The organism is Paenibacillus pectinilyticus (assembly GCF_001700435.1).
GTDB lineage: Bacteria > Bacillota > Bacilli > Paenibacillales > NBRC-103111 > Paenibacillus_E > Paenibacillus_E pectinilyticus.
In genome coordinates this window covers 688,451-709,739 of record NZ_LYPC01000028.1, presented here as the reverse complement: position 1 = coordinate 709,739, position 21,289 = coordinate 688,451, and the positions used below count along the sequence as shown (strand labels likewise).

24 protein-coding genes are annotated in these 21,289 nt (G+C 47.6%); 8 read left to right on the top strand and 16 right to left on the bottom strand.

Features of this window, described 5'->3' with window-relative positions:
- The first annotated feature begins 163 nt into the window (after positions 1 to 163).
- Positions 164 to 787 carry a TetR/AcrR family transcriptional regulator gene (locus A8709_RS34295; RefSeq protein WP_065858440.1) on the top strand — a complete coding sequence of 208 codons (624 nt, stop codon included), beginning with the start codon at positions 164 to 166 and terminating at the stop codon, positions 785 to 787.
- Between the two features lie 61 nt (positions 788 to 848).
- Positions 849 to 2,051: a YhgE/Pip domain-containing protein gene (locus A8709_RS30790; RefSeq protein ID WP_065858438.1), complete on the top strand. Its 1,203-nt coding sequence runs from the start codon at positions 849 to 851 to the stop codon at positions 2,049 to 2,051.
- A gap of 146 nt (positions 2,052 to 2,197) precedes the next feature.
- Here the strand turns inward: A8709_RS30790 and A8709_RS30785 are convergent, their stop codons facing one another.
- Together A8709_RS30785 and A8709_RS30780 are read right to left on the bottom strand one after the other, a co-directional pair.
- Positions 2,198 to 3,232, bottom strand: coding sequence for a sensor histidine kinase (locus A8709_RS30785; RefSeq protein ID WP_065858436.1), 1,035 nt, complete (start codon positions 3,230 to 3,232; stop codon positions 2,198 to 2,200).
- Positions 3,229 to 3,900: a response regulator transcription factor gene (locus A8709_RS30780; RefSeq protein WP_065858434.1), complete on the bottom strand. Its 672-nt coding sequence runs from the start codon at positions 3,898 to 3,900 to the stop codon at positions 3,229 to 3,231. The genes A8709_RS30785 and A8709_RS30780 overlap by 4 nt, the downstream gene beginning before the upstream one ends.
- A gap of 181 nt (positions 3,901 to 4,081) precedes the next feature.
- Here A8709_RS30780 and A8709_RS30775 point away from each other — a divergent pair, with 181 nt between their 5' ends.
- Both A8709_RS30775 and A8709_RS30770 read left to right on the top strand, forming a co-directional pair.
- A complete protein-coding gene (locus A8709_RS30775) occupies positions 4,082 to 4,849 on the top strand; it encodes an ABC transporter ATP-binding protein (protein ID WP_065858785.1) in 768 nt (255 codons plus the stop codon).
- Positions 4,836 to 6,761: an ABC transporter permease gene (locus A8709_RS30770; protein ID WP_065858432.1), complete on the top strand. Its 1,926-nt coding sequence runs from the start codon at positions 4,836 to 4,838 to the stop codon at positions 6,759 to 6,761. The genes A8709_RS30775 and A8709_RS30770 overlap by 14 nt, the downstream gene beginning before the upstream one ends.
- On the opposite strand, the gene A8709_RS30765 is transcribed toward A8709_RS30770, so the two are convergent.
- From A8709_RS30765 to A8709_RS30745, 6 genes are all read right to left on the bottom strand, one after another.
- Complete coding sequence (locus tag A8709_RS30765; protein ID WP_065858430.1) at positions 6,729 to 8,336, bottom strand: sensor histidine kinase; 1,608 nt, start codon at positions 8,334 to 8,336, stop codon at positions 6,729 to 6,731. The two genes, A8709_RS30770 and A8709_RS30765, sit on opposite strands and share 33 nt — an antisense overlap.
- On the bottom strand, positions 8,333 to 9,031 hold the full coding sequence (locus A8709_RS30760; RefSeq protein ID WP_065858428.1) for a response regulator transcription factor: 699 nt from the start codon (positions 9,029 to 9,031) through the stop codon (positions 8,333 to 8,335). The genes A8709_RS30765 and A8709_RS30760 overlap by 4 nt, the downstream gene beginning before the upstream one ends.
- A gap of 115 nt (positions 9,032 to 9,146) precedes the next feature.
- Positions 9,147 to 9,938: a hypothetical protein gene (locus A8709_RS30755; protein WP_065858426.1), complete on the bottom strand. Its 792-nt coding sequence runs from the start codon at positions 9,936 to 9,938 to the stop codon at positions 9,147 to 9,149.
- Between the two features lie 184 nt (positions 9,939 to 10,122).
- A complete protein-coding gene (locus tag A8709_RS35745) occupies positions 10,123 to 10,338 on the bottom strand; it encodes a helix-turn-helix domain-containing protein (RefSeq protein ID WP_141692705.1) in 216 nt (71 codons plus the stop codon).
- Positions 10,339 to 11,181 carry an SDR family oxidoreductase gene (locus tag A8709_RS30750; protein ID WP_065858424.1) on the bottom strand — a complete coding sequence of 281 codons (843 nt, stop codon included), beginning with the start codon at positions 11,179 to 11,181 and terminating at the stop codon, positions 10,339 to 10,341.
- 120 nt (positions 11,182 to 11,301) lie between these two features.
- Positions 11,302 to 11,715 (bottom strand): MarR family winged helix-turn-helix transcriptional regulator, encoded by a 414-nt coding sequence (locus tag A8709_RS30745; protein WP_065858422.1) that lies wholly within the window; start codon positions 11,713 to 11,715, stop codon positions 11,302 to 11,304.
- A 267-nt stretch (positions 11,716 to 11,982) separates the two neighbouring features.
- Here A8709_RS30745 and A8709_RS30740 point away from each other — a divergent pair, with 267 nt between their 5' ends.
- Positions 11,983 to 14,190: a sensor histidine kinase gene (locus A8709_RS30740; protein WP_167357217.1), complete on the top strand. Its 2,208-nt coding sequence runs from the start codon at positions 11,983 to 11,985 to the stop codon at positions 14,188 to 14,190.
- 1 nt (position 14,191) lies between these two features.
- Entirely contained in the window at positions 14,192 to 14,887 is a 696-nt protein-coding gene (locus A8709_RS30735; protein ID WP_065858419.1) for a response regulator transcription factor, read from the top strand.
- Positions 14,888 to 15,026: 139 nt separating this feature from the next.
- Here the strand turns inward: A8709_RS30735 and A8709_RS34810 are convergent, their stop codons facing one another.
- Together A8709_RS34810 and A8709_RS30730 are read right to left on the bottom strand one after the other, a co-directional pair.
- The gene (locus tag A8709_RS34810; RefSeq protein ID WP_167357216.1) at positions 15,027 to 15,188 is read right to left on the bottom strand and encodes a hypothetical protein; all 162 of its coding nucleotides are present in this window, start codon (positions 15,186 to 15,188) and stop codon (positions 15,027 to 15,029) included.
- Between the two features lie 255 nt (positions 15,189 to 15,443).
- Complete coding sequence (locus A8709_RS30730) at positions 15,444 to 16,151, bottom strand: DNA alkylation repair protein (RefSeq protein WP_065858418.1); 708 nt, start codon at positions 16,149 to 16,151, stop codon at positions 15,444 to 15,446.
- A 95-nt stretch (positions 16,152 to 16,246) separates the two neighbouring features.
- On the opposite strand from A8709_RS30730, the gene A8709_RS30725 reads away from it, so the two are divergent.
- Positions 16,247 to 16,774: a DinB family protein gene (locus A8709_RS30725; protein WP_425262359.1), complete on the top strand. Its 528-nt coding sequence runs from the start codon at positions 16,247 to 16,249 to the stop codon at positions 16,772 to 16,774.
- A gap of 59 nt (positions 16,775 to 16,833) precedes the next feature.
- Here A8709_RS30725 and A8709_RS30720 read toward each other — a convergent pair whose 3' ends face one another.
- The 5 genes from A8709_RS30720 to A8709_RS30700 form a co-directional block, all read right to left on the bottom strand.
- Entirely contained in the window at positions 16,834 to 17,058 is a 225-nt protein-coding gene (locus A8709_RS30720) for a hypothetical protein (RefSeq protein ID WP_065858416.1), read from the bottom strand.
- Positions 17,055 to 17,381 carry a heavy metal-binding domain-containing protein gene (locus A8709_RS30715; RefSeq protein ID WP_065858414.1) on the bottom strand — a complete coding sequence of 109 codons (327 nt, stop codon included), beginning with the start codon at positions 17,379 to 17,381 and terminating at the stop codon, positions 17,055 to 17,057. The genes A8709_RS30720 and A8709_RS30715 overlap by 4 nt, the downstream gene beginning before the upstream one ends.
- A gap of 77 nt (positions 17,382 to 17,458) precedes the next feature.
- Positions 17,459 to 18,250 (bottom strand): hypothetical protein, encoded by a 792-nt coding sequence (locus tag A8709_RS30710; RefSeq protein WP_084225638.1) that lies wholly within the window; start codon positions 18,248 to 18,250, stop codon positions 17,459 to 17,461.
- Entirely contained in the window at positions 18,247 to 19,152 is a 906-nt protein-coding gene (locus tag A8709_RS30705) for an ABC transporter ATP-binding protein (protein WP_065858413.1), read from the bottom strand. The genes A8709_RS30710 and A8709_RS30705 overlap by 4 nt, the downstream gene beginning before the upstream one ends.
- Positions 19,152 to 19,286 carry a PLD nuclease N-terminal domain-containing protein gene (locus A8709_RS30700; RefSeq protein WP_341833449.1) on the bottom strand — a complete coding sequence of 45 codons (135 nt, stop codon included), beginning with the start codon at positions 19,284 to 19,286 and terminating at the stop codon, positions 19,152 to 19,154. Before A8709_RS30700 ends, A8709_RS30705 begins: the two co-directional genes overlap by 1 nt.
- A gap of 238 nt (positions 19,287 to 19,524) precedes the next feature.
- On the opposite strand from A8709_RS30700, the gene A8709_RS34805 reads away from it, so the two are divergent.
- The gene (locus tag A8709_RS34805) at positions 19,525 to 19,689 is read left to right on the top strand and encodes a hypothetical protein (RefSeq protein WP_167357215.1); all 165 of its coding nucleotides are present in this window, start codon (positions 19,525 to 19,527) and stop codon (positions 19,687 to 19,689) included.
- A 107-nt stretch (positions 19,690 to 19,796) separates the two neighbouring features.
- On the opposite strand, the gene A8709_RS30695 is transcribed toward A8709_RS34805, so the two are convergent.
- Entirely contained in the window at positions 19,797 to 21,149 is a 1,353-nt protein-coding gene (locus A8709_RS30695; protein WP_065858411.1) for an MATE family efflux transporter, read from the bottom strand.
- Between the last annotated feature and the right edge of the window lie 140 nt (positions 21,150 to 21,289).

Genomic DNA, 21,289 nt, shown 5'->3' with positions numbered 1-21,289 from the left:
AGTCCACGATTTCAATGATTATAGGGATTTTCTTGTCGCTAATGATGGTATTTTCTTGTCGTTAGTCTGTCGTCATCAGATTTACCCCCTTGCTTTTACAAAAAAACTGGTCTATAATTCATTACACGATCGTTGAACGAAATGATGGAAGTGAGTTTTGTTGATGAAAAGAGTGCCAAAAACAAGCCGCGATCTTCAAGCTGTCGAACGCAGAGAGCAAATTCTGCTCGGCGCGAAGGAATTGTTTGCACAGCACGGGTATCATGGAACGTCGGTCCGCGCAATGAACAAGCACATCGGCATAACCGATGGCCTGCTGTATCATTATTTTCCAGGGGGCAAGCAGGAAATCTTGGAGACGATTTTCCGAGAAGCCCAGCAGGCTCGCATGGAGCTCATGGATGGTTTGATTAAAGCGATCCACCCTGGCCAGCCATTGGAAGAAGCGCTATATCTGTTCATCTCCGGCGTGATTGCCACGCTGCTCGGGGATCAAGATTTCATGAAAATCATGCTGCGCGATTCAGATAATATTTTATCCGAAGATAAGCATTTCTTGTCCGAGATGATCATGCAGCGGCATGTTGCCCTTACGAAAGCACTGGAACAAAGAGCGCAAGCGGGAGAAATTCGCGAGATGGACTTCAGTGCAGCAGCCAAGCAAGTCATTTCTGTTGGGATGATGGCAGTTTTGGGGCAAATCACCGCCATTAGCATCATAGAGGCTGATTTAGACAGCTATTTGAAAAAAATGGTCGCTTTCACCGTCTCGTTATGGAGAAAGTGATTGTTTTTTGTCAATTTGGTTCACACAACGTTGAATGAAATTAATTTGAGGAGGAATTACCATGAATCATTTTTTTAAACAAAAACACCCGTACATCGCCATCATTGCCGTTTTCGCCGTTATCCTTCTATTAGGCATCGCCCAATTAGGCTCATCGGTCAATCCAGTTCCGAAGAATTTACCCGTGTTGCTCGTCCAGATGGACGCTGGTGAGAAACTGCCTACCGGTCAAGATATGAATTTTGGTAAGCTGATCCAAGACAAAATTACGGCAGCCCCTGCGGGCGCGGATACGGTCTCGCCTTTGAAGTGGACGACAGTCGCCAGTGAGCAAGAGGCTCTCGACGCCATGAACCGCGAGCAAGCCTATGCGGCGATCGTCATTCCTGCTGATTTTAGCCATAAGCTTGCAAGCCTATTGTCCCCGCAGCCACAGCCTTCATCGGTCAAGCTGTATGTGAACCAAGGGATGAATAATACCGCGGCGACGATGGCAAATGGGGTGCTGACACAGATCCTTAACGGTGTTAACGGTCAAGTGAGAGAGCAATTGCTAAGTCAGTTTAGCCAAAAAGGCGGCACACTATCCGTTGATCAAACCAAAGCATTTGCAGCACCTGTCGTTGTGACAAGTCAAAATGTCAATGCGATCGGTACGAACAGCGCCAACGGTAATGCACCAGTTGTATTAACGCAGCTAGCTTGGTTCGGTGCGATGGTGACGACAATCTTGCTCTTCTTAGCAGCAGGTAAAGCGACACAAACAGGCTCTCGCGCGCATCGTTTTGGTATTCAAATGTCCCAATTGATCAGCGGAATTGTCATTACAGCAGCATCAGCAGCTAGTATTCTGCTTGTTGCGGGAACTTGGTTAGGTCTTTCCATTCCGGATAACGGCAAAATTTTCTTATTCCTATGGCTAGTTGGATTTGCGTACTTCCTGCTGCAAACAGCCGTTGTCAGCTGGCTAGGCTTCAAAGGCGTGCCGCTCTTCGTGCTAGTGTTCTTCTTCGGCGCTCCGGTATTGTCGTTGCCACGAGAGTTGCTGCCAACATTCAGCCAAGACTGGCTGTACTCGTGGCTGCCGCTGCGCTTCTCTGCAGAAGGGCTGCGCGACCTGTTCTACTTCCGTCAGGACCTGAACGTGAGCAGTCCAATTTGGACGCTTGCGTTGATCGGAGCGGGGGCTCTAGTGATCATTTTGCTCTCCATTCTGAAAAAGCATGAGCAACCAGCCGCTAAGGTAGAGGCTGTGCAAGCGTAATTAGCAACTGCGCGGGCGTAATCAGCTATTGTAGATACAACAGAAAAGTGGATTCGCCAGCCTTCAACCTGATCACTCAGGTTTGGAGGCTTTTTGGTTTTGAAGCCTTGGTTTCCAGAAGACCTCAAATTTTAGAGGCTTTCCCGCTAACGCAAATCATTGTAATGCCGCACCTTCATGAAATGAATGGTGACAGTGGTTCCCTCACCTTCAGCCGAGGTAATCGACAGATCATGTCCTAGCTTGATCGCCATTTGCTTGGCCAAGTACAACCCCATGCCGGTAGAGCGGTTGTGGGTCCTACCATTTCGCCCGGTGAAGCCTTTGTCAAATACCCGCGAAAGATCAGCCGCATCAATCCCAATACCTGTATCCTGGATGATCAACCGCTTCTCGGACTCCGTCTCTTCGCAGCGGAAGGTGATGCTGCCGCCATTCTCGGTATAGGTCAAAGCATTCCCCACGATCTGGTTCACGATGTAGCCCAGCCATTTACTATCGCTATTCACGGTGAGCGTGAGCTCTCCCAAATCGGGGCGAATTCGTTTCGCGATAAACAGTTTGGCCACTTTCTTAATACTCTCTTTCACAATCACGGCAAGTGATTGTTCCACGATGAAATAATCGCGCGAAAAGGAGTCGATACGCGAGTAATAGAGCGCTTGCTCCACATAGCTATCAATCTTATTAAGCTCGTCTTCGAGCTTATCCACGAGATACTCGGCAGATTTGCCCACGCGGTTCTCCATGATGAGGCGACTGGCCGCAATCGGCAGCTTCACCTCGTGGATCCAAGAGAGGATGAACTCCTGATGATTACGAATCTCCGCCTGCAGGAGCTGATTCTCTTTCGTTTGTCCGGCAGAGAGCTTTTTCAACAATTGGAGATAGCGTTCTTGCGCATTGGTTTGTGAATCGGGGAGTGCTTCGAGCGCCCAATCTGGATGATTGTCACCTTCAAGCAACGTATGAAGCTCCGTGTAGAAGGACTTCCGATAGAAATAGCCAAAAGTAAGGTAGCAGGCAGCGAACAAGAAACAACCCGCATTCGTGTATGCCACATTATTTAGCGCGGCATGACCTTTCACACTCACAAGCATGATTAAGGAAACGAACAGCATGGTCACGGCATACATGCCTATGAAATAACGTTTATCCTTCAAATACGAGAGAAAACTCATGGAATGATATACCCTTGCCCTTTCTTGGTGGCGATGAAGTCATCGCGGCCAAGCTCTGCAAGCTTTTTGCGCAGGCGGGTAATATTAACGGTTAGCGTATTATCATCGACGAAGCTTTCGTCCTCCCAGAGACCGCGCATCATCTGATCTCGACTGACAATACTGCCTTGATGCTGCAGGAGGATGGTTAATATTTTAAACTCATTGCGTGTGAGCTCGGCTTTCTGATCCCCGCAGGCGACGTCGCCATCCTTCAAATTCAGGATGACACCTTGATGTGCCATCACATTGGCGGACGTCTCCATATAGGAGTACGTTCTGCGAAGCAGTGCATTGATTTTGGCCACGAGAACATCTGTATAGAAGGGCTTCTGGATAAAATCATCGCCACCCATATTCATCGACATCACCATGTCCATGGGGGTATTGCGAGAAGAGATGAAGAGGATCGGCACGTTGGACACCTCTCGGATGTGGCGGCACCAATAGAACCCGTCGAATGCTGGTAAATTAATGTCCATCAAGATTAGATGGGGATTCTCCTGCACGAACAGACTGAGCACGGCGTCGAATCGTTCGGCGATAACCGTTTCGAAACCCCAGCGGCCCAGCGCTTCAGCTACCGTATCGCGTATCATTTTATCATCTTCCACGATCATGATTTTCAAGCGGACACCTCCAACCTGACATATAAGTACTTATAACTTCACCAGAATGGTAGCATAATCATGACAAAATTGTAAGGTAACCTATAGGAGATGTAAGTTACTTCGATGGTTGCGCTAGTACGAAGCAAGTAGGATAGATGTATGGAGTTTATTAGAAATGTTTATTGGAGGAATGATCGATATGAAAACCATCGTGGAAGTGAAGCAATTAAAGAAAGTCTACGGGGGGAAAGGGAATGTATTCACGGCTTTGCAGGATATCGATTTGACTATCGCCGAAGGTGAATTCGTAGGCATTATGGGTCCGTCGGGGTCAGGCAAAACGACTTTACTGAACATGCTGGCTACGATTGATCAGCCTACTTCAGGTGAGATCAGTGTCGATGGGCTGTCGCTGATGAAGATGAAGGAAGCGGAGTTAGCCGCTTTTCGCCGCGAGAAGCTGGGGTTCATTTTCCAAGACTATAACCTGCTGGATACGCTGACGGTGAAAGAGAATATTGTCCTGCCACTCGCGCTTGCTAGAATGAAGGTAGCTGAACTAGAGCGCCGTGTTGTGGCCATTAGTCAACGGTTTGGGATCGATGTACTCCTTGATAAATATCCCTATCAAATATCTGGCGGGCAAAAACAGCGCACTGCCGCATGCCGCGCCATCGTATCGAACCCAAGCCTTGTGTTGGCGGATGAACCTACAGGAGCCCTCGATTCCAAGTCAGCGACAGAGCTATTGGAAAGCTTACAAAGCTTGAATGTGCAAGACAAATCGACCATCCTCATGGTGACGCACGATGCTTTCGCAGCCAGCTATTGTACGCGGGTCGTATTTATTAAAGATGGTCAATTATTTACGGAGTTAAATAAAGGGACAACGTCGCGTAAGGAGTTTTTCAATAAGGTAATGGATGTGCTCTCGGTCTTAGGGGGTGGGGCAAGTGACTTTATTTAGTCTTGCTAGAAGGAATGTCATCGGAAATTTGAAAAACTATTTTATTTATTTCATCTCGATGATTTTCAGTGTGGTGATTTACTATACGTTTGTGTCCTTACGGTACAGCGAAGAAATTGCAGCGAATGTGCAGAAATGGGAAGGTATGAAATCAGTATTCACACAAGCTTCGATCATACTGATCCTTTTCGTAGCCGTGTTCATCTGGTATTCGAATTCATTTTTTACGAAGAAGCGGAAGAAAGAAGTTGGCTTGTATGCCTTACTGGGCGTAAGGAAGCGGAAGATTGGAACGATGTTATTTTATGAAAATATGTTGATGGGCATCGGTGCTGTCACTGTCGGCATTGTAATTGGCACGCTGTTGTCTAAGCTATTTGCCATGATATTTCTCAAACTGCTGGATTCGACCGTTGAAGTAAGCTTCAGCATTTCGTCGGAGGCGATTGTGAATACGCTGATTGTGTTTGCCATGATTATTGGGGTGACCTCGATTCACAGCTACCGCTTGATCTATCGCTTTCAACTTGTAGACTTGTTCAAAGCAGAACAGGAGGGAGAGCAGGTTCCGAAGCCTTCCGCGTTCTCGGCGGTATTGGCGATTGTCCTGTTAGTTTTCGGGTATTGGATGGTGTTCCAACCAATGACGACAGGGGCGCAGATGGGTCGGAATTTCTTGTTGATCTTCGGCAGCTTGATTGCTGGCACGTATCTGCTATTTCGTTATGCACTTATCTATATCTTGAAACTGGCCCAAAAGACGAAGTCTCGCTACTATAAAGGCATGAATATGATCTCCACGGCACAATTGATTTATCGTATTCGTGGGAATACACGGATGTTTACGATGATTGCGCTACTAAGTGCTTTAACACTTTGTGCGGTCACGGTGGGATCAAGCGAGTACTATACGCTAACGAAGGGCGCGGAGGAAGAAGCACCCTTCAGCTTCATGCATATTTCACAAGGAATGGGCTTCGATGAGCAAGTAGCTGCAATTTTGGAAAAGGATGAGGCACACCCGATCACAGCTAAGCTGAATATACCGGTTATCCGAGTAACCGCGGATGTGACGAATTTCTTTTATCATCCGTCCAGTTATTCAGCTCAAGAAGTACCGATTCGGCTCGTGTCCGTCTCCACCTATAATCGTACCTCTGAGGCACTTCATAGAGATCGGACCGTTGCATTGCAAGGGAATGACATCGCCATCATTCAACCGAAATATTCGACCTTCTCCCTGAATGACGTGAAGGGAGACACGATCTCTATCAGCACTGGTGCGGAGCAACAAAGCCTATCTGTTGAGCAGTTGATAGAGGGCAGGATGCTGCCGTGGGGCTTCCCTGACATCGTCTTCATCGTGAATGATGGTCTGTATGCCAAGCTGCTCCCGAGTTCGGAAGAAGTGACCTACAAAGGATACGTGGTTAAGGATCAAGGAACGACGAAGATGACGTCAGCCAGTTTGATGAAGCTCAAAACCGATCGCAATGACATGTCCTCGTATTATTACCAGTATCGTCAAGGAATGGAATCGGCGGGCTTAGATATTTTCACACTCGGCTTCCTAGGACTTGTATTCCTAGCCGCAACGGGCTGTATGATCTATTTCAAGCAACTAACAGATGTGAATGAAGATAAAGAGCGCTATGCCATTCTGCGCAAAATCGGGGTTAGCCGCAAAGAAATCCGTACCACGATTGCCAAACAGACGCTATTCGTATTTATGCTGCCCCTCTTATTGGGGGTTGTGCACAGCATTATGGTCCTGAAAGCGTTAGCCACCATTCAGCTGATTGGCGGGAATCTCATGGTCCCAATTTTATCTTCAACGCTCGTATATGCGGCCATTTATTTGGGCTATTATATGCTGTGTCTAAGTGCCTCCAACCGTATAATTGGCAGGTAAAATCGTAAAAGTGACCCCTGTGTTCTCATTTACAGCACGAACACTCATCCCATGGTGATCCATAATTTGTTTCACGATGGCAAGACCGAGACCGAATTGTCCCTTACCTCCCGTGCGGAACGGCTCGAATAAATTATCGGCGATGTCTTGATCCAGCAAAGGACCGTCATTATGCATTCGAATTTCAAAATGAGGAGCGGGCTTAACGCTGATTTGAATACAGCTTTCGGCATAGCGAAGCTGGTTATCGAGCATGTTTTCTAGCGCGATCTTCCATTGTTCTTGATCCCCTACGAGCGAGTGGGGGGCGACATCCAGCTCCCAGTCGATCTCAGGGCGGCGATAGCGGAGACGTTCGACGACGTCTTCGATGACGGCTTTGATGTCAAAAGCATGAAAAGGCTTTTCTTTCGCTGTAAAATAATTCAGCTTATTCAGCAGTAACAGATCGCGAATGCGCTTCTCCAGTCGTTCGCCTTCTTTCATAATGACGCCGATACTCGCGCTGAGCGTACCTTTGGGAAACACGCCGTCTTGAATGGATTGCGCGTAGCTGCGAATGACCATGACGGGCGTTTTTAGTTCGTGCGACGTGTGCTGCAGGAAAAACTGCTGCGCATGGTCCTGCTTCACAAGACGCTGGCGCATCTGCTCGATCGCTTTGCCGAGACGGCCAATCTCGTCTTTGCGGCGGCCTGTGTCGATGGGCTCATGCCAATCGCGCTCAGCCATGCGGCCTACATGGCGCTCCATCTGCACGAGTGGACGAGTGAAATAGCGCGCCAGCAGTAAGCAGGGCAGCCAGCTCACCACGATGAGGGCAACCATTAACATCATTAATCTTCCGAACATGGACATGATGAGATCGTTGCGGTAGTTTCCCCAAGCGTAGGAAACGATGAAGCTTGGCGTACCTTGAACGACCTCTTTGCGGATGACGTAGAAAATACTTTTGTTCTCAATGCTGCGCGTGTACTTCTCCACGGTTTGAAGCTGTGCCAAAGCATCCTTCTCCATAGCAGCCATGAAGGGCTCTGAGGTAGTTAGCGTGGCAGTCGCAACTGCTTGAGTGGCTTGTGTCCCATTAATCATGAAGTGACGGATAGAAGGGCCGCTGAGCGTACTTTCCAAAGGGGCTGTCAGTTGTGCGGACAAGACAGATGGCTCTAAGGTTGTGGCGCTTGTGGTTCCCGTATTGCTCCAAGTCGTGTTACCTTTTACAGCGTTCGTGGTGTTGCTGCTCACACTTGCTCCGGTATATAAGCCGTTAACACTGCTGAACTCACCGTTGGGCACAACCAATACTCGGCTATCCTGCACTGGTGCTGGTTTCGTTATGAATTGTAAAGGTTGGGCTGCAACAGGCAAAGCAAAGGCAGGGCTTGCCGCAACAGTGGCTTCCACTTGAAGACCTCTTTGGGTATCCATCAAAATATCATAGAGCTGCTCTGTGAAAAATCCCTTTAACGTCCATGGCAATAACACGGCGAGCAGGGTGAAAATCATTAAGGTTAGAGCCCCGAAGGCTCCCCATAATTTTATGGCAAGCGGCCAACGGCCTAGTTGGAGTCTCATGCTTTCACCATCCTATACCCGTATCCGTATACGGTTTCTAAACGCAGTTCGGGCAGCTTGCGCCGCACTCTTCGCACTAAATCATCCACGACGCGATCCGTTCCGAAGTAATCCATGCCCCACACAGCGCGGAGCACTTGCTCACGTTCGAGCACTAGGCCCTGATGCTGGACGAAGTAGAGCAGCAGTTCAAACTCTTTGGACGTCAGATCCAGCGTTGCCCCCTCGCTATCGGTGACCGTTCGAGCGGGCTCATCGATCGTATAGGAAGCCAACATGAGCTTCACACGACGTTCCGAAGAAGCGGCCGGCAGGCTGTTTCCTTTCTGGCCTGCATATACGCGTTCTAATAGCTTGCGGCAGCGGATGACGAGCTCACGCGGTAGAAAAGGCTTAGCTATATAATCATCGCTGCCGAGCTCAAGTCCAATGATGCGATCGATATCGGCATCACGGGCGGAGATGAAGATGACCGGCTGGTTGGGCTGATCTGCTTTAATTTCACGCATCAGCTGAAAGCCATCTACGCCGGGGATCATAATATCGAGGACCCACAAGTCCGGCCGCTCCGAGATCGCGTCTCTGGCGGAGGTCCCGTCAGGGAACGAACGCACTTGCCACCCCTCTTTTTCCAAATAGGCCCCTAGGACGCCTCTCAAATGCTCTTCATCTTCTACTAAATAGATGCTATACATCGTATCATTCCTACTTTCCTGCTAACATGGGGAAAAGTGGAGCCGAATCGCTTTTCGCGAACGGATCCACCCATATGATTAACGGTCATTCTTTTCGAATAAAATCTAACATTTCTTATTTTTTCTCAGTTTCAACCGGTTGCTGCTCTTTTATCTTTTTAGCCATTTCACGTAGGTTTTCTGTTTCTTTCACATAATCCTTCAACAATTCAGGCAGTAAGGCGCGGATCGTTTCTGCATCATCTGCTTCAACCGCATCAGCTAGTTTTTGCTGGCGTTGGAAGGATTCAGGCAGCTCAGCCGCTGCTGTTACCATTATATCACTCGCAACTCCAGCCTCAACTGGAAGAGCTTGGGCCGCCTCCACAGAAATTGTAGCTTCTTTAGAAGGCAACAAGTTTTTAATCACAATTTGCTTAGGACCTTCTGTTCCTGCAGGAAGGCTTTCCAACTGCTCAGGTGTGAGTGTAGGCAGTGCAGGTAATGTTTTTACACCATCAAGGTTGGTAACGAATGCAGTGTCTGAAGGTGTGAGTACTCCTGCAGCAACAGAGCCCTTGGAAATCGTCACCGTTTTGGCGAAGGTAGGTTTCGGCATATCGGCTTCTACTTGCTTCCGATCATCCAAAGCTTTCTTCCAATCAGCAAGCGCATCTGGCGTGTACGTGCTAGCTAACATTTTCAAATAGTTGCGTTCGTGCGCAGGTTGGTTCAGTAAGCTTGCGCTTGATGAACGGAAGAATACAGCAGGTGCTGCTGCTACGGCTTTCGTCAATTGAACGGCTTGCACAGGTTTTGCTTCACTTGTTGTATCTGCGGCAGATGCACTTACCGCACCGAATGCGATGGTGGTCATGATAGCTAGCATGCTCGTTTGAACGGCGCGTTTTTTCCATGTTGATTTCATATTGTAAAAACTCCTCTCGATTTATGTAGCATGTAGGGATGGGTGATTTCCCTTACACCCTTACTGTACCGAAACATTATGGACATCCTATCGCAACATTGTGGGAAATTATGTGTTCACAACAAAGAACACCACCTCAGAAGTATGAGGTGGTGTTGTAGGGGCCCTGCATAGGGCCTCAGATTTATTCGTCAGTCGTCCAATTGTTACGTTGCTTATCCCTAAATTCTTGGGGAGAAATACCGTACATTTTTTTGAACAGTTTGGAGAAGTGAGGATAGTCGCCGAAGCCGCACCCGCACGAACCCGCGCCTAATCCAGTCAGCGGAAGCCCACAACTCCACTTCGTGCGATGCTGAAGGTTTTGATCTTCATATCCCCAGCTTGCCCTACCTTCCAACTACAAGTTCAAATGCAGCTTACGCGTGTTCAGCATCCCCTCAAGGCCCGTCGGGTCTTGACTCACTTTATACTGCACGAAAGCTTCCGCTTTCTCTGATGTACGAAGGCGAAGCGGCTTAGGCGCCATCTCGGTAACGAGCTGCACGACAACATCGGCCACAGACTCCGAAGTCTGAGGAACCGAGTTACGGCTGGTGAAGGCATCGAGGTATTGCGTAAGGATCGGCTTGTACTCATCTTCTCGGATGCCGCCGGTTTGCTGAATGTGGCTCATGACCGTGCTGTTAAAATTCGTCGCAATCGCCCCAGGCTCTAGCAGCGTGACATCGATCCCAAAAGCAGGCTTATAGTAAGTCGCCAAGCTTTCGAGCAGCCCCTCAACAGCGAATTTCGCCGCGCAGTAGATTTCGTTGAAGGGTTGGCCGACCAAGCCGCCAACACTGGTTGTTGCGATGAGATGCGCAGAATCCGACTTGCGCAGCAGAGGAAGACCCGCGCGGATCGTATGCATGACGCCGTACACATTCGTATCAAAGACGGCTTGGATTTCCTCGAAAGTCGCTTGTCCCAGCGACCGGAGGAAGCCGAAGCCTGCGTTGCAGAACAGCACGTCCAGGCGGCCTTGTTCTTTTTCGATGATGTCAAAAGCTTGCTCCATCGAAGACGGATCGGTTACTTCCATTTCCATAAAATGAAGGTTCGCGACATTAGCATACTGCTCTTGATCACGAGCAACGTTGCGAGTACCTGCATAGACGGTCCAGCCTAGTTCCGCGAATTTCAAAGCGGTCGCAAGACCGATACCTGAGGATGCGCCAGTTATAGCCATAATTTTATTCATATAAAACACTCCTTATGTGTTTAATGTATTAACTGTTTAGTAACTAAACAATAAACTTAATGAACAAATTCGTCAACAGAAAAATGAGTGAACGAAAAAAATCCCAACCTAAGTTGGAATTTAAAGCGGCATTTTAGCGAGAAGCTCTTGTAATACAGCAAGCTCTTCCTTCGTGTAGGAAGTGAAAAGCTGTTCGATTTTCGTATTATACACGGCTAGGATGTTATTTATGAGCTCGTGCCCTTTATCTGTCATCTGAAGAAGCTGACTTCGGCGAGAGGTAGGGTGAGGCTTACGTACAACGAGTCCCTGGGCCTCCATTTTATCTATAAGCTGTGTAATCGCGCCGCGGGTAAGTCCGAATTCGTTGGCGATATCGACTGCGATACAATCTGGATGTTTGCGCAGGTACTCTAGCACATACATCGTGATCGGTGAAATATGAAACTGAGGCAGTACGTGCGTTAAATAGGAAGAGATGACGTTCTTGAGTTCGCGAAATTTGGCCGTCAGCCAATCTTGTTCGGGTGTCATAGGGAGCCGTCCTTAATGGTTAAAATAGTTAGCCGCATAATTGAAGTGATTCACCTAGTATGACAAAAAAAGAGACCCACAGCAACGGGCTGTGGGTCTAAGTTTATATTTTAAAGGGGGGTTGGTCTTTATTATAGGCATTGTACATTAAAACAACATGAAAGTTAGATTTCATTTTCATTACAAATTTGTCAGTGGTAAAATAAATGGGTAATGCTTACAAGCTTGTGTCGGAGAGCGGGGTTGCATAAATTGAAGTATTTTTCGATGAGGTCGCATTTAACGATTACATTTGCCCTGATGGCTATGATTCCGATCTTAATTCTAGGGGGCTTTCAGGTTTCGCAAATCACACATATAACACAGGAAACAAATCAGAATCAGCGCCAGACCACGTATCGGCTAGGGGATGCGATTGAAGCCTACATGTCGTATCATCGGAATGCCGTCGAAACGTTAGCGGCTACGATTTCCGCGTCAGATGCGGCTTTTCGGAATCGGGAGAGCCTTACGCTGAAGCTGCAATCCTTGCAAGAGAACTTGGCGGGGTTTACAGGGATATACGTGGTGGATGACAAAGGGACGATCAAAGCTACGCAACGCATGACCACCGATCTTATTGGGACAGACGTGAATGATCGAGATTACACTTCGCGTGTGAAGGCTGGGCAGAAGGCGATCATTTCCTCCTTATTCAAAGGCCCTGAGAGCGCGGACCAACCAGCGATTGCGATTGCGGTCCCCATTTATAAAGGAAATAAACAAGTGGATGGCTTCGTGTTGGCGGTATTGGAGCTAGCTCCGATCAAGTCACTCGTCACGAAATATGACTATGGCTCCGAGACATATCCCGTCGTGCTGGATCATGCGGGAAGGCCGATCTATCATCCAAATGCTGCGCTGACCGCATCGATGGCGAACCTATCACAAGAGCCTGTCGTCGCTGATGCCAAAAATCAAAAGCAAGGCGAAGGCACTTATACGTTAAGCACCTCCGCGCACAAAGAGTTCATTACCTATACGCTGATTCCAGATTTGAATCTCATCGTTTGGGTGAGCCGATCTTCCGCGGCGGTTAATGCAGCGTTTACGGAATCCTTATGGACCACGCTGCTGCTGTTGGTGTTTACGCTGATCTTAACCTTACTGCTAGGCAGTTTGCTCGCCAAAAGATTAAACGGAACGATACATGCCCTCGTCGGCTATACGCAGCGACTAGCTGGAGGCTCGTTCGCCCAGCCCGACCAGAAGGTCGTGCCTCGCGGGGCACCGCTGGAGCTGCATCAACTCGCGGAGCACTTCTTCCGCATGGCGGCGCAGATCAAGGAAAACCAAAGCGCGCTGCTGCAGTTGAACAGCGAACTCGAGCACCGCGTAGAAGAGCGGACGCAGCGCTTGCAGGACGAGCATGCGACGCTGAACGCGGTCTTGGAGAGCATGTCCGATGCGATTGTCCTCATTGATGTACAGCATAATGTGCTGTACGCCAATCATCGGATGGCCGAGAGCTTCGCGATCCCGATGGGGGAATTAGCTCATATGCCGGAGGCTGATTTGTTCGAGCGGATCGCAGAGCTTCTAGCGGAGGATCAAGATACGCTTGAACTGAGCAAGCTGAAGGCAGAGCCGCGTGTTCAGAGTGCTTTGACGGTGCGGACGGAGCAAGGCAAGTCACGCTTCATGATGGTATCCGCGTTTCAAGTGGCGCGGGATGGGCGGGTTTTTGGCCGCGGCTATGTGTGGCGGGATCGAACGAAAGAGCATGAAATTGATGCGCTCAAAAATGATCTCATCTCCCTAGCCTCGCACGAATTTAAGACACCGATTACGAGTATTCGCGGCGGTGTGGAAACGTTGCTGCGCAAGGATGCGCAATGGGAGGAGAGCTTTAAGCTAGAGCTGCTCGAGGGGATTCATGAGGACATTGGGCGCATTCAAGATTTGATCGATGAGTGGCTGGATATTTCCAAAATCGAATCTGGAGCGATGGGCATTCATCCACAGGCACTGAAGTTAGTCGCTGTGATCGAGAGCGCTAGAGGGAGACTGCCCGATCAGGCGCTCGTTGCGGGGCTTCAGTTCGAATGCGACATTCCTGCGGACACACCGCTTGTTTTTGCCGATAAGATTCGTATGGAGCAGGTTTTCTTGAACTTGTTTATCAATGCCGTTCGCTATAATGAGGAGCATCTGCCTCTGATACAGATTGGCACACAGTGGGACGAGCAAGCGGTATACGTCCATGTGCAGGATAATGGCATTGGGATTGCGGCCGAGCATCTGGCGAAAATATTTGATCGGTTCTATCGCGTAGATGTGTCATCCAGCCGCCAAACGGGCGGAACGGGACTCGGACTCGCGATATGCAAAGGGATTATGGAAGCGCATGGCGGCGCTATTACGGTGGAGAGTGAGCCTGGTGTCGGAAGCCGATTCACACTGACGATTCCAAGGTTTAAGGAGGGGATGAGCTAAAATGAGCGCGAAGAAAATCATGATCGTCGACGATGAACCCAAAATCATTCGTTTTATCGCGGCGAATTTGAAATCGCTAAACTTCGAAACGGCAGCTTGCCAGAGTGGCGCTGAGGCGCTAGAGAAGGTGGAAGCCTTTGATCCGGATTTGATCTTACTGGATCTCATGATGCCGGGAATGGATGGCTTTGAGGTGCTTACAAGGCTGCGCGCCTATTCAAGCGTACCCGTTATTATGCTGACCGCAAGGAGCAATGGCGCAGATAAAGTACAGGGGCTGAATCTCGGGGCGGATGATTATTTGACGAAACCGTTCTCGTTGGATGAGCTTTTCGCCAGAGTGAATGCGGTTCTCCGTCGTTTAGATGGACGGATGCCAGCACCTTCCACCGTCAGCGAATTGTCTGTTGGACCCGTGACGGTCAATTTGGCACAGCGACGTATTCGAGTCAGCGAAACCGAAGTGAAGTTTACAGAGACAGAGTACAACCTGTTCGTCCTTCTCCTGCAGCATGAGGGCAAAGTAATGACGCATGAACAGTTACTGAGTGAGATTTGGGGAAGCGAGTATCGGGATGAGGTGGAATATTTACGTGTTACCCTTGCGCGGATTCGGCAGAAGTTGAAGGCCCACACCGACGGGCAGGAGCTCATTGTGACCTACCCCGGTGTTGGCTATATGGCGAAGGGGGATTGAAGATGGGGACTCGACGTCTTTCATCCTCCGTTCTTTTTGTAGAAAAAACCTAAATTGAGGAAGCGAACAAGCCGTTATCGAACAAAAGGAGACTGCCTGAACAAAAAGGCAGTCTCCTTTACGTATATCGAGAAGGTCATTAAGATTTCTTTATAGCGTAAAATCCAAATTGTTCGATTTCATCAAGAGCCTTACGTCCAAACGACTCTATGAGTTCATCGGCTCGGATTTTGGTTCCTCCAAGTGTAAGCCCGTCCCAGCGTACAATTCTACCGTCTTTTACCAAAAAATAATCATCCATCGTATAGCCTCCCAAATTAAAATTTTGGAAATACCTGTGCGCTAGCGTATGCAGAGTAATAATCTGCCTATTCGTATTTTAGCATACTCTCCCAAGGAAACATAAATAGCCTTCGCATGTTTAGGGAATTATTTCCAAATTAGTGCTTGAAAGTTGATAAATTGTGAATTAATATTGAACTATGGTCAATTAAATGCGGGAAATGCCAACAATCGACAAATCCCTTGCATTATATAAACCATAATGGGTACATACTTAGCACCTTACATGCTTACGTTTGAAACCAAGCCGCCCTTGATCGATTCCCTTTTGAATATTAACGGAAGCTTGGATATAACTGCTTTTGTTTTTGTCGCGATTGACTTCGACGGGGCCTACTGCCAAGGCGGTCTCGACGGCTTTATCATGAAGTGGCTTAAACGATACTCCTACGGTGAAAATAAAATTATTCATAGCATATTTCGCTCTTTCGGGAGAATCGTGAATCGTAGTTTTCACAAGCTCTAGCATATGAGCAATTTTGCCCTCGGAGAATTCACTGTCGGGACGATTACCCAAAAGCCAGCAGTAACAACTCCAGCCCGCAGACATTCGCAACTCTTCACCGCTTGCAATCCATTTATCGGCAACTTCCTGGGCTATATCTGATTCGGAAAGGGTTACGGCAACGACGAAATCGGACAGCATATAAAAATAGGCAGTATCTATCCAACGATCAAAATCCGCTTGGGTCATTGCGAGTGGATCTGCAATGATGCCGGCAAAGTACATGGCGTCATAGTTCCCTGTGGCATAAAGCTGTTCAGCCAAAGGTTGATTTATTTTTATTTTCTTGGAAAGGGGTTTCATAGCGCCTGTCGCCACGCCAAAAAGAGGTTCGTGAGCGCCATTGGATACGTACATTTTCTTGGTCCGTTCTTTGCCCAGTGCTTCAAGCTCCTGCATAACAAGTTCTGCATTCATTAGGGTTCACACTTCCTTCTATATGGAGGTTTCCTTAAGGTATATACTAAGACTATATCAGAATTCGCAATTATTTTTAATCACGGAGGAAAAATATGTTGAACATGAATAATATCTATCTGATTTCAGACGTACCTGGCTATCCGCCTCAAATTAGTCGCTTGCTGTCGATGATGAACTATGCAAGGTATACCACATTAGAAGCTGTAAAAAATCTATCTGTCCATGAATTGGATTTCTTATTGGATGCGGAGAGTAACTCTATTGGGGCATTGTTGTTGCATTTTGCAGCGGTAGAATACGCCTATCAAGTGGAAACGTTTGAAAAAAGAGAGTTAAATGAGGAAGAGATGTCAATCTGGGGAGCTGCGATCCATCTCGGTGAAGAAGGACGGGAGAAGATTAAGGGGAATGATCTGAGTTACTATGTAACTAAATTAAATGAAGTCAGAGAACGATCCTATGACTTATTTAAAACCGTCAATGATGATTGGTTAGACCAACAAGAAGAGTTCTGGCATAACAAGCAAGCGAATCATTATTTCATGTGGTTTCATGTGTTGGAAGATGAGATCAATCATAGAGGACAGATCAGAATGGTAAGGAAGAGACTTCATTCATGATTGAGTTCACTAATATCAAAAGAAGGCTGCCGACGGTAAGGGATCGGCGGCCTTCTCCTTTATTCACGAACATAGATGCGCTCCCCCGTATCCGGGTTGTAGTAAACGCGTTGCTTCTCCTGTGTTATGGGATCTACGCTAACTTCCTCCGTACGTAAAAACCCCGTGGGAATTCCCTCAGACTTTCTCTTTTTGTAACGTTTGTCATAGAAAAGCACAGATAAGATAATGATCACCAAAAGGATAACGGCCTGAATGCCATAATAGCCAACGATCCACTTCATTCGCTTTCTTTTTCAACCACCACAGCGGTGCCGTAAGCCACGATTTCGCCCATTGTTTTTCCGATTTCCCCGGAATCAAAGCGGACCATCACAATGGCATTTGCACCCATGGCCTGGGCGTTTTGTACCAAGCGGTCCATTGATTCTTTTCGGAGATCTTCTAACAGCGAAGTGAATTGTTTGATTTCTCCTCCAACTAAACCTTTGAATGCGGCTTTGATATCAGCACCAAGCCCGCGACTCCTAACAATCAGTCCAAAGCACATGCCTTTGACTTCTTTGACTTTATATCCGGGGATGTTTTCCGTTGTAACAATAATCATCGTATATTCTCCTTTTATATGAAGTCTGTTGAATGAAATGGGAGCAAGCAATAGTTCATGTTCAAGCTATGCAGCCACTAACCGGTTAAATCGCTTCTGTTTCTGAATAGTTGTACCCCGCCTGCAAGAAGTAATGCAATAAGAAGCAATGACGATAGGATGCATAGTACAAGGTTATCCGATAATTGTCCTTGTGAAACAAGCGCTGCAGCGTGGTTGGTCAGCATGAACGGACTCCACGCCATATACGGTTTGAACAAGCCGCCAGCAACCGTGAGAACGATAGCCGTCGCTATGCCCGCGAACGCAATCGCGGCGCTTCCTCTGAGCCAGGTGCCGAAGACAACGGTCACGGTAACGATGAACACAAGCCATAGCCCATAAACGGCAAAACTTTGCATGAGTGGCACGACTTCGATTTTACCGAAAAGCTGGACGGTATAATACGCAGCGGCAGTAAAGCCGCAGGCGAACGATACGAGCGTAAGCGTCTGGATGCCGGCCCACTTGGCTGTTATATACGATACAGGGGGAACAGGTTTGATCATAATCATCCCGGCCACGCTGCTCTGCCGTTCTCCTGAGATGATCGCCATCGATACTAACACGAGGATAAGTATCCCGATTGTGCCGAACTGAGACAATGTACTAACAATCACATCTTGCGGTGATGGTATCGGTATCTGGATGACAGCTCCCTCTGGCAAGCTGCCCATATTTTTAATGATTTGCGGCGTATAGTAGGTGGTTACCGGTTGCATGGCTCCGATAATGATGAAGACGAGAGGTACCCAGATCCATTTGGCATTGCGAGACATTTCAAGCATTTCTTTGCGATACAACGTCATCCATTGACTCAATCGATTCATTCTTCCACCACTTTCATAAACATATCTTCAAGTGACGTATGGCCAGCTTCGAATTTACGAATGGATATGCCACATCGGACAAGATCGGTCAACAGTTCCTTTTTTCCCATAGTTAAGTCGCGAACATGGATACGTGCGGTATTTCCTGAACCAGTAACCTTCTCAACGAACGGGAACATCGCAATGGACTGCCTCCATTGTTCGAGTGAAGCGTCTGCTTCCACACTAATGACCGGCTGCTGATGCTGCTCGCGGAGTGCTTGTAAGCTGCCGGATAGGGCAATTTCGCCGCCGCGCATAATGAGCACGTCGTCGCATATTTCCTCGGCATCGTGAAGCACGTGCGTCGAGAAGAGGATTGTCGTCTCCCGTTTAAGGATACGCAGCATCTCGAGCACTTCGCGGCGACCGAGTGGATCAAGCGCCGACACGGGCTCATCGAGCATGAGCAGCTTCGGACGGTGAATCATGGCCTGGGCAATACCCAGCCGCTGGCGCATGCCTCCTGAGTACCCACCAATCCGACGGTTGCGCGCATCTTTAAGACCGACAAGCTGGAGCAACTCCTCGGTTCGCTTACTCAGTTCATCTTTGCCTATGCAAGCCAGCTTGCCGACGTAGGCGAGAAACTCTCGGCCTGACATCCAATTATAGAAGGCAGGGATTTGCGGCAAATAGCCGATATGCTCGCGGATATCCTGCGTGTGTATTCCTGGAAACGAGATCGTACCTGTGGTTGGTTGCAGCAAGCCAGATAACATTTTGAGAGTCGTCGTTTTGCCTGCGCCGTTCGGTCCTAGCAGCGAGACACATCTCCCTTCAGCAATGTGAAAATCAATGCCATTCACTGCGACGGTTGTGCCAAATCGTTTCGTCAAATGCCTCACTTCGAGGAGCGACATCAATCGTTTCTCCTTCCAAAGACAAAATAAGAAATGGGACCCAATAAACTAATGAATATGATAATTAGCGTCCACATCCACTTCGGCCCGTTCGTTCGCTCCGCACGTAAGCAATTGATAAGCGCCACAAGCATCAGAAGCAACTGTACAAATAGTAAAGGTGACAAGATCGCCCAATTGATGTCCATCATCATTCGCAGCCTCCTCATTTATGTTCATAATTGCCGGAAAACCTTACGGACAAGCATTCTCCGTTCCGTTTTCCAAAAAGTCATCCATAGTACGAATAGCCCAGGAGAAACGTTCACCGATAATCAAGAATTATTAATGAGTCTGCGAGATACATGACTTATCTATGAGAATTTAATTTTAATGGAAGTTAAAAGAGAGGGCTTGGAAGGGGTTGAGGAACAAATGAAACATCTAGAGGATTATTTCAATTTGAAGTTAAAATTTGTTACAGGATTGCAATCTTATTTTCATCTGGCATTAATCATTCAAGCTTATAATAAAGATCGACCCCCTTTTAAAATATAAAACTTAGACCCACAGCCCGTTGCTGTGGGTCTCTTTTTTACTTTTTGAGCAAAGAGGGAATGCATTTGTGTTGGTATAGGAATATGAGCTAGCGTTATTAGCTGTTGTTACTGTACTAAACTCTCTAAATCCGGCTGCAATTTGTTCCGCAGTATATACAGCATGGTGGCTCCAACTAGGAACGTAACGGCATCCGCAATGACGAGCGACCAAACGACCCCGTGGAAGCCGTTCATTCGATTGGCGATAAAAAACACGGGAATCAGCGTAATTCCTTGAATAATTGACATAATAAACGCGGCAGTTCCTTGCGCTGTTGCTTGGAAGATCCCCGTAAATAAAGCGGTCATTCCCGTAATGAATAAGGATAAGAACGTCACATGTAGAATGTAGCTGCCCATTTCAATCAATTGCGGGTCATTCGTAAATAAACCAATAAGGTGATCGGAAACGAGATAGACGATGACGCCGAACAAAACGGCTAACGTGATAATCCCTTTGATCGTGAATTGAATGGTGTGCTTCATGCGTAATTTATTCGCTGTAAAAGAGAAGGCAATTAACGGCACGACGCCCTCGCATAAGCCCATAAGAATAACCTCAGGAAATTGCAATAAACGTGATGAAATTCCGAATGCCGCTACGGCCTGCTCCCCATATTCGACCAGAAAACGGTTAAAGATGAGCGACATAGCACCCAAGAAGATACTCATAATAAAGACAGGAACTCCGATTTTGAATACATTGCTGAGAATCTCCTTGGAAGCCTTGAACCATTTGATGGAGATGGTTAAAAATGGGCTCTTATACCCGATATGGAAGGCGTAAAATACACTCGCAGCCAAGTTAGCAATGACCGTAGCAGACGCAACGCCGATCACACCCCAATGGAAGACGAAAATGACTAACGCATCGAGGATAATATTCACGACAACACTGAGAATCATACCGATCATCGACGTCATTGCTGCGCCTTCCGAGCGCACAATATTCTCCAGCGTGAAGAACAAGACGATGAAAGGTGAACCTGTAATCATAATCGTGACATAGTCTTTCGTGTAGCCAAAGGAATCCGGCGTTGCTCCCAGGCCATGAACGATTGAATCGATCAAAGGGAGGCCGACGGCCATCAAGATAAGACCGAGTACTAAACTGCTGTAAAAGGCGAATGAAGACACATGCTTGACATCATCATATCTTTTCTCTCCGAGCAAACGAGAGATGAATGCACTGCTGCCAATGCCAATCAGGTTGCCAAGCGCCATAATGGCCGCGAATAACGGCAAGGTTAATGCAAGTGCGGTTAACATAGCGGTATTGCCGAGTGTACCAAGGAAATAGGCATTTAAGATGGCATATACGACACTCATTGACATGCCAAGCATCATCGGTACAGCGAAGTGAGCCACGGCTTTTGCGACCGGTGCTTTTTCAAAGTAATGGAGGTTTTCTGCATCCATGTGAGTCACCACTTTCTTCCTTTATTTTGGAATTCAATTTATCCAGAATGCGAATCAAATAGTCAACTTCTTGCTATCAACCTTACAGTGTTAGTTTTAACCTTACAGTGTTAGATGATATCATGAAGTTAAGAACCTGT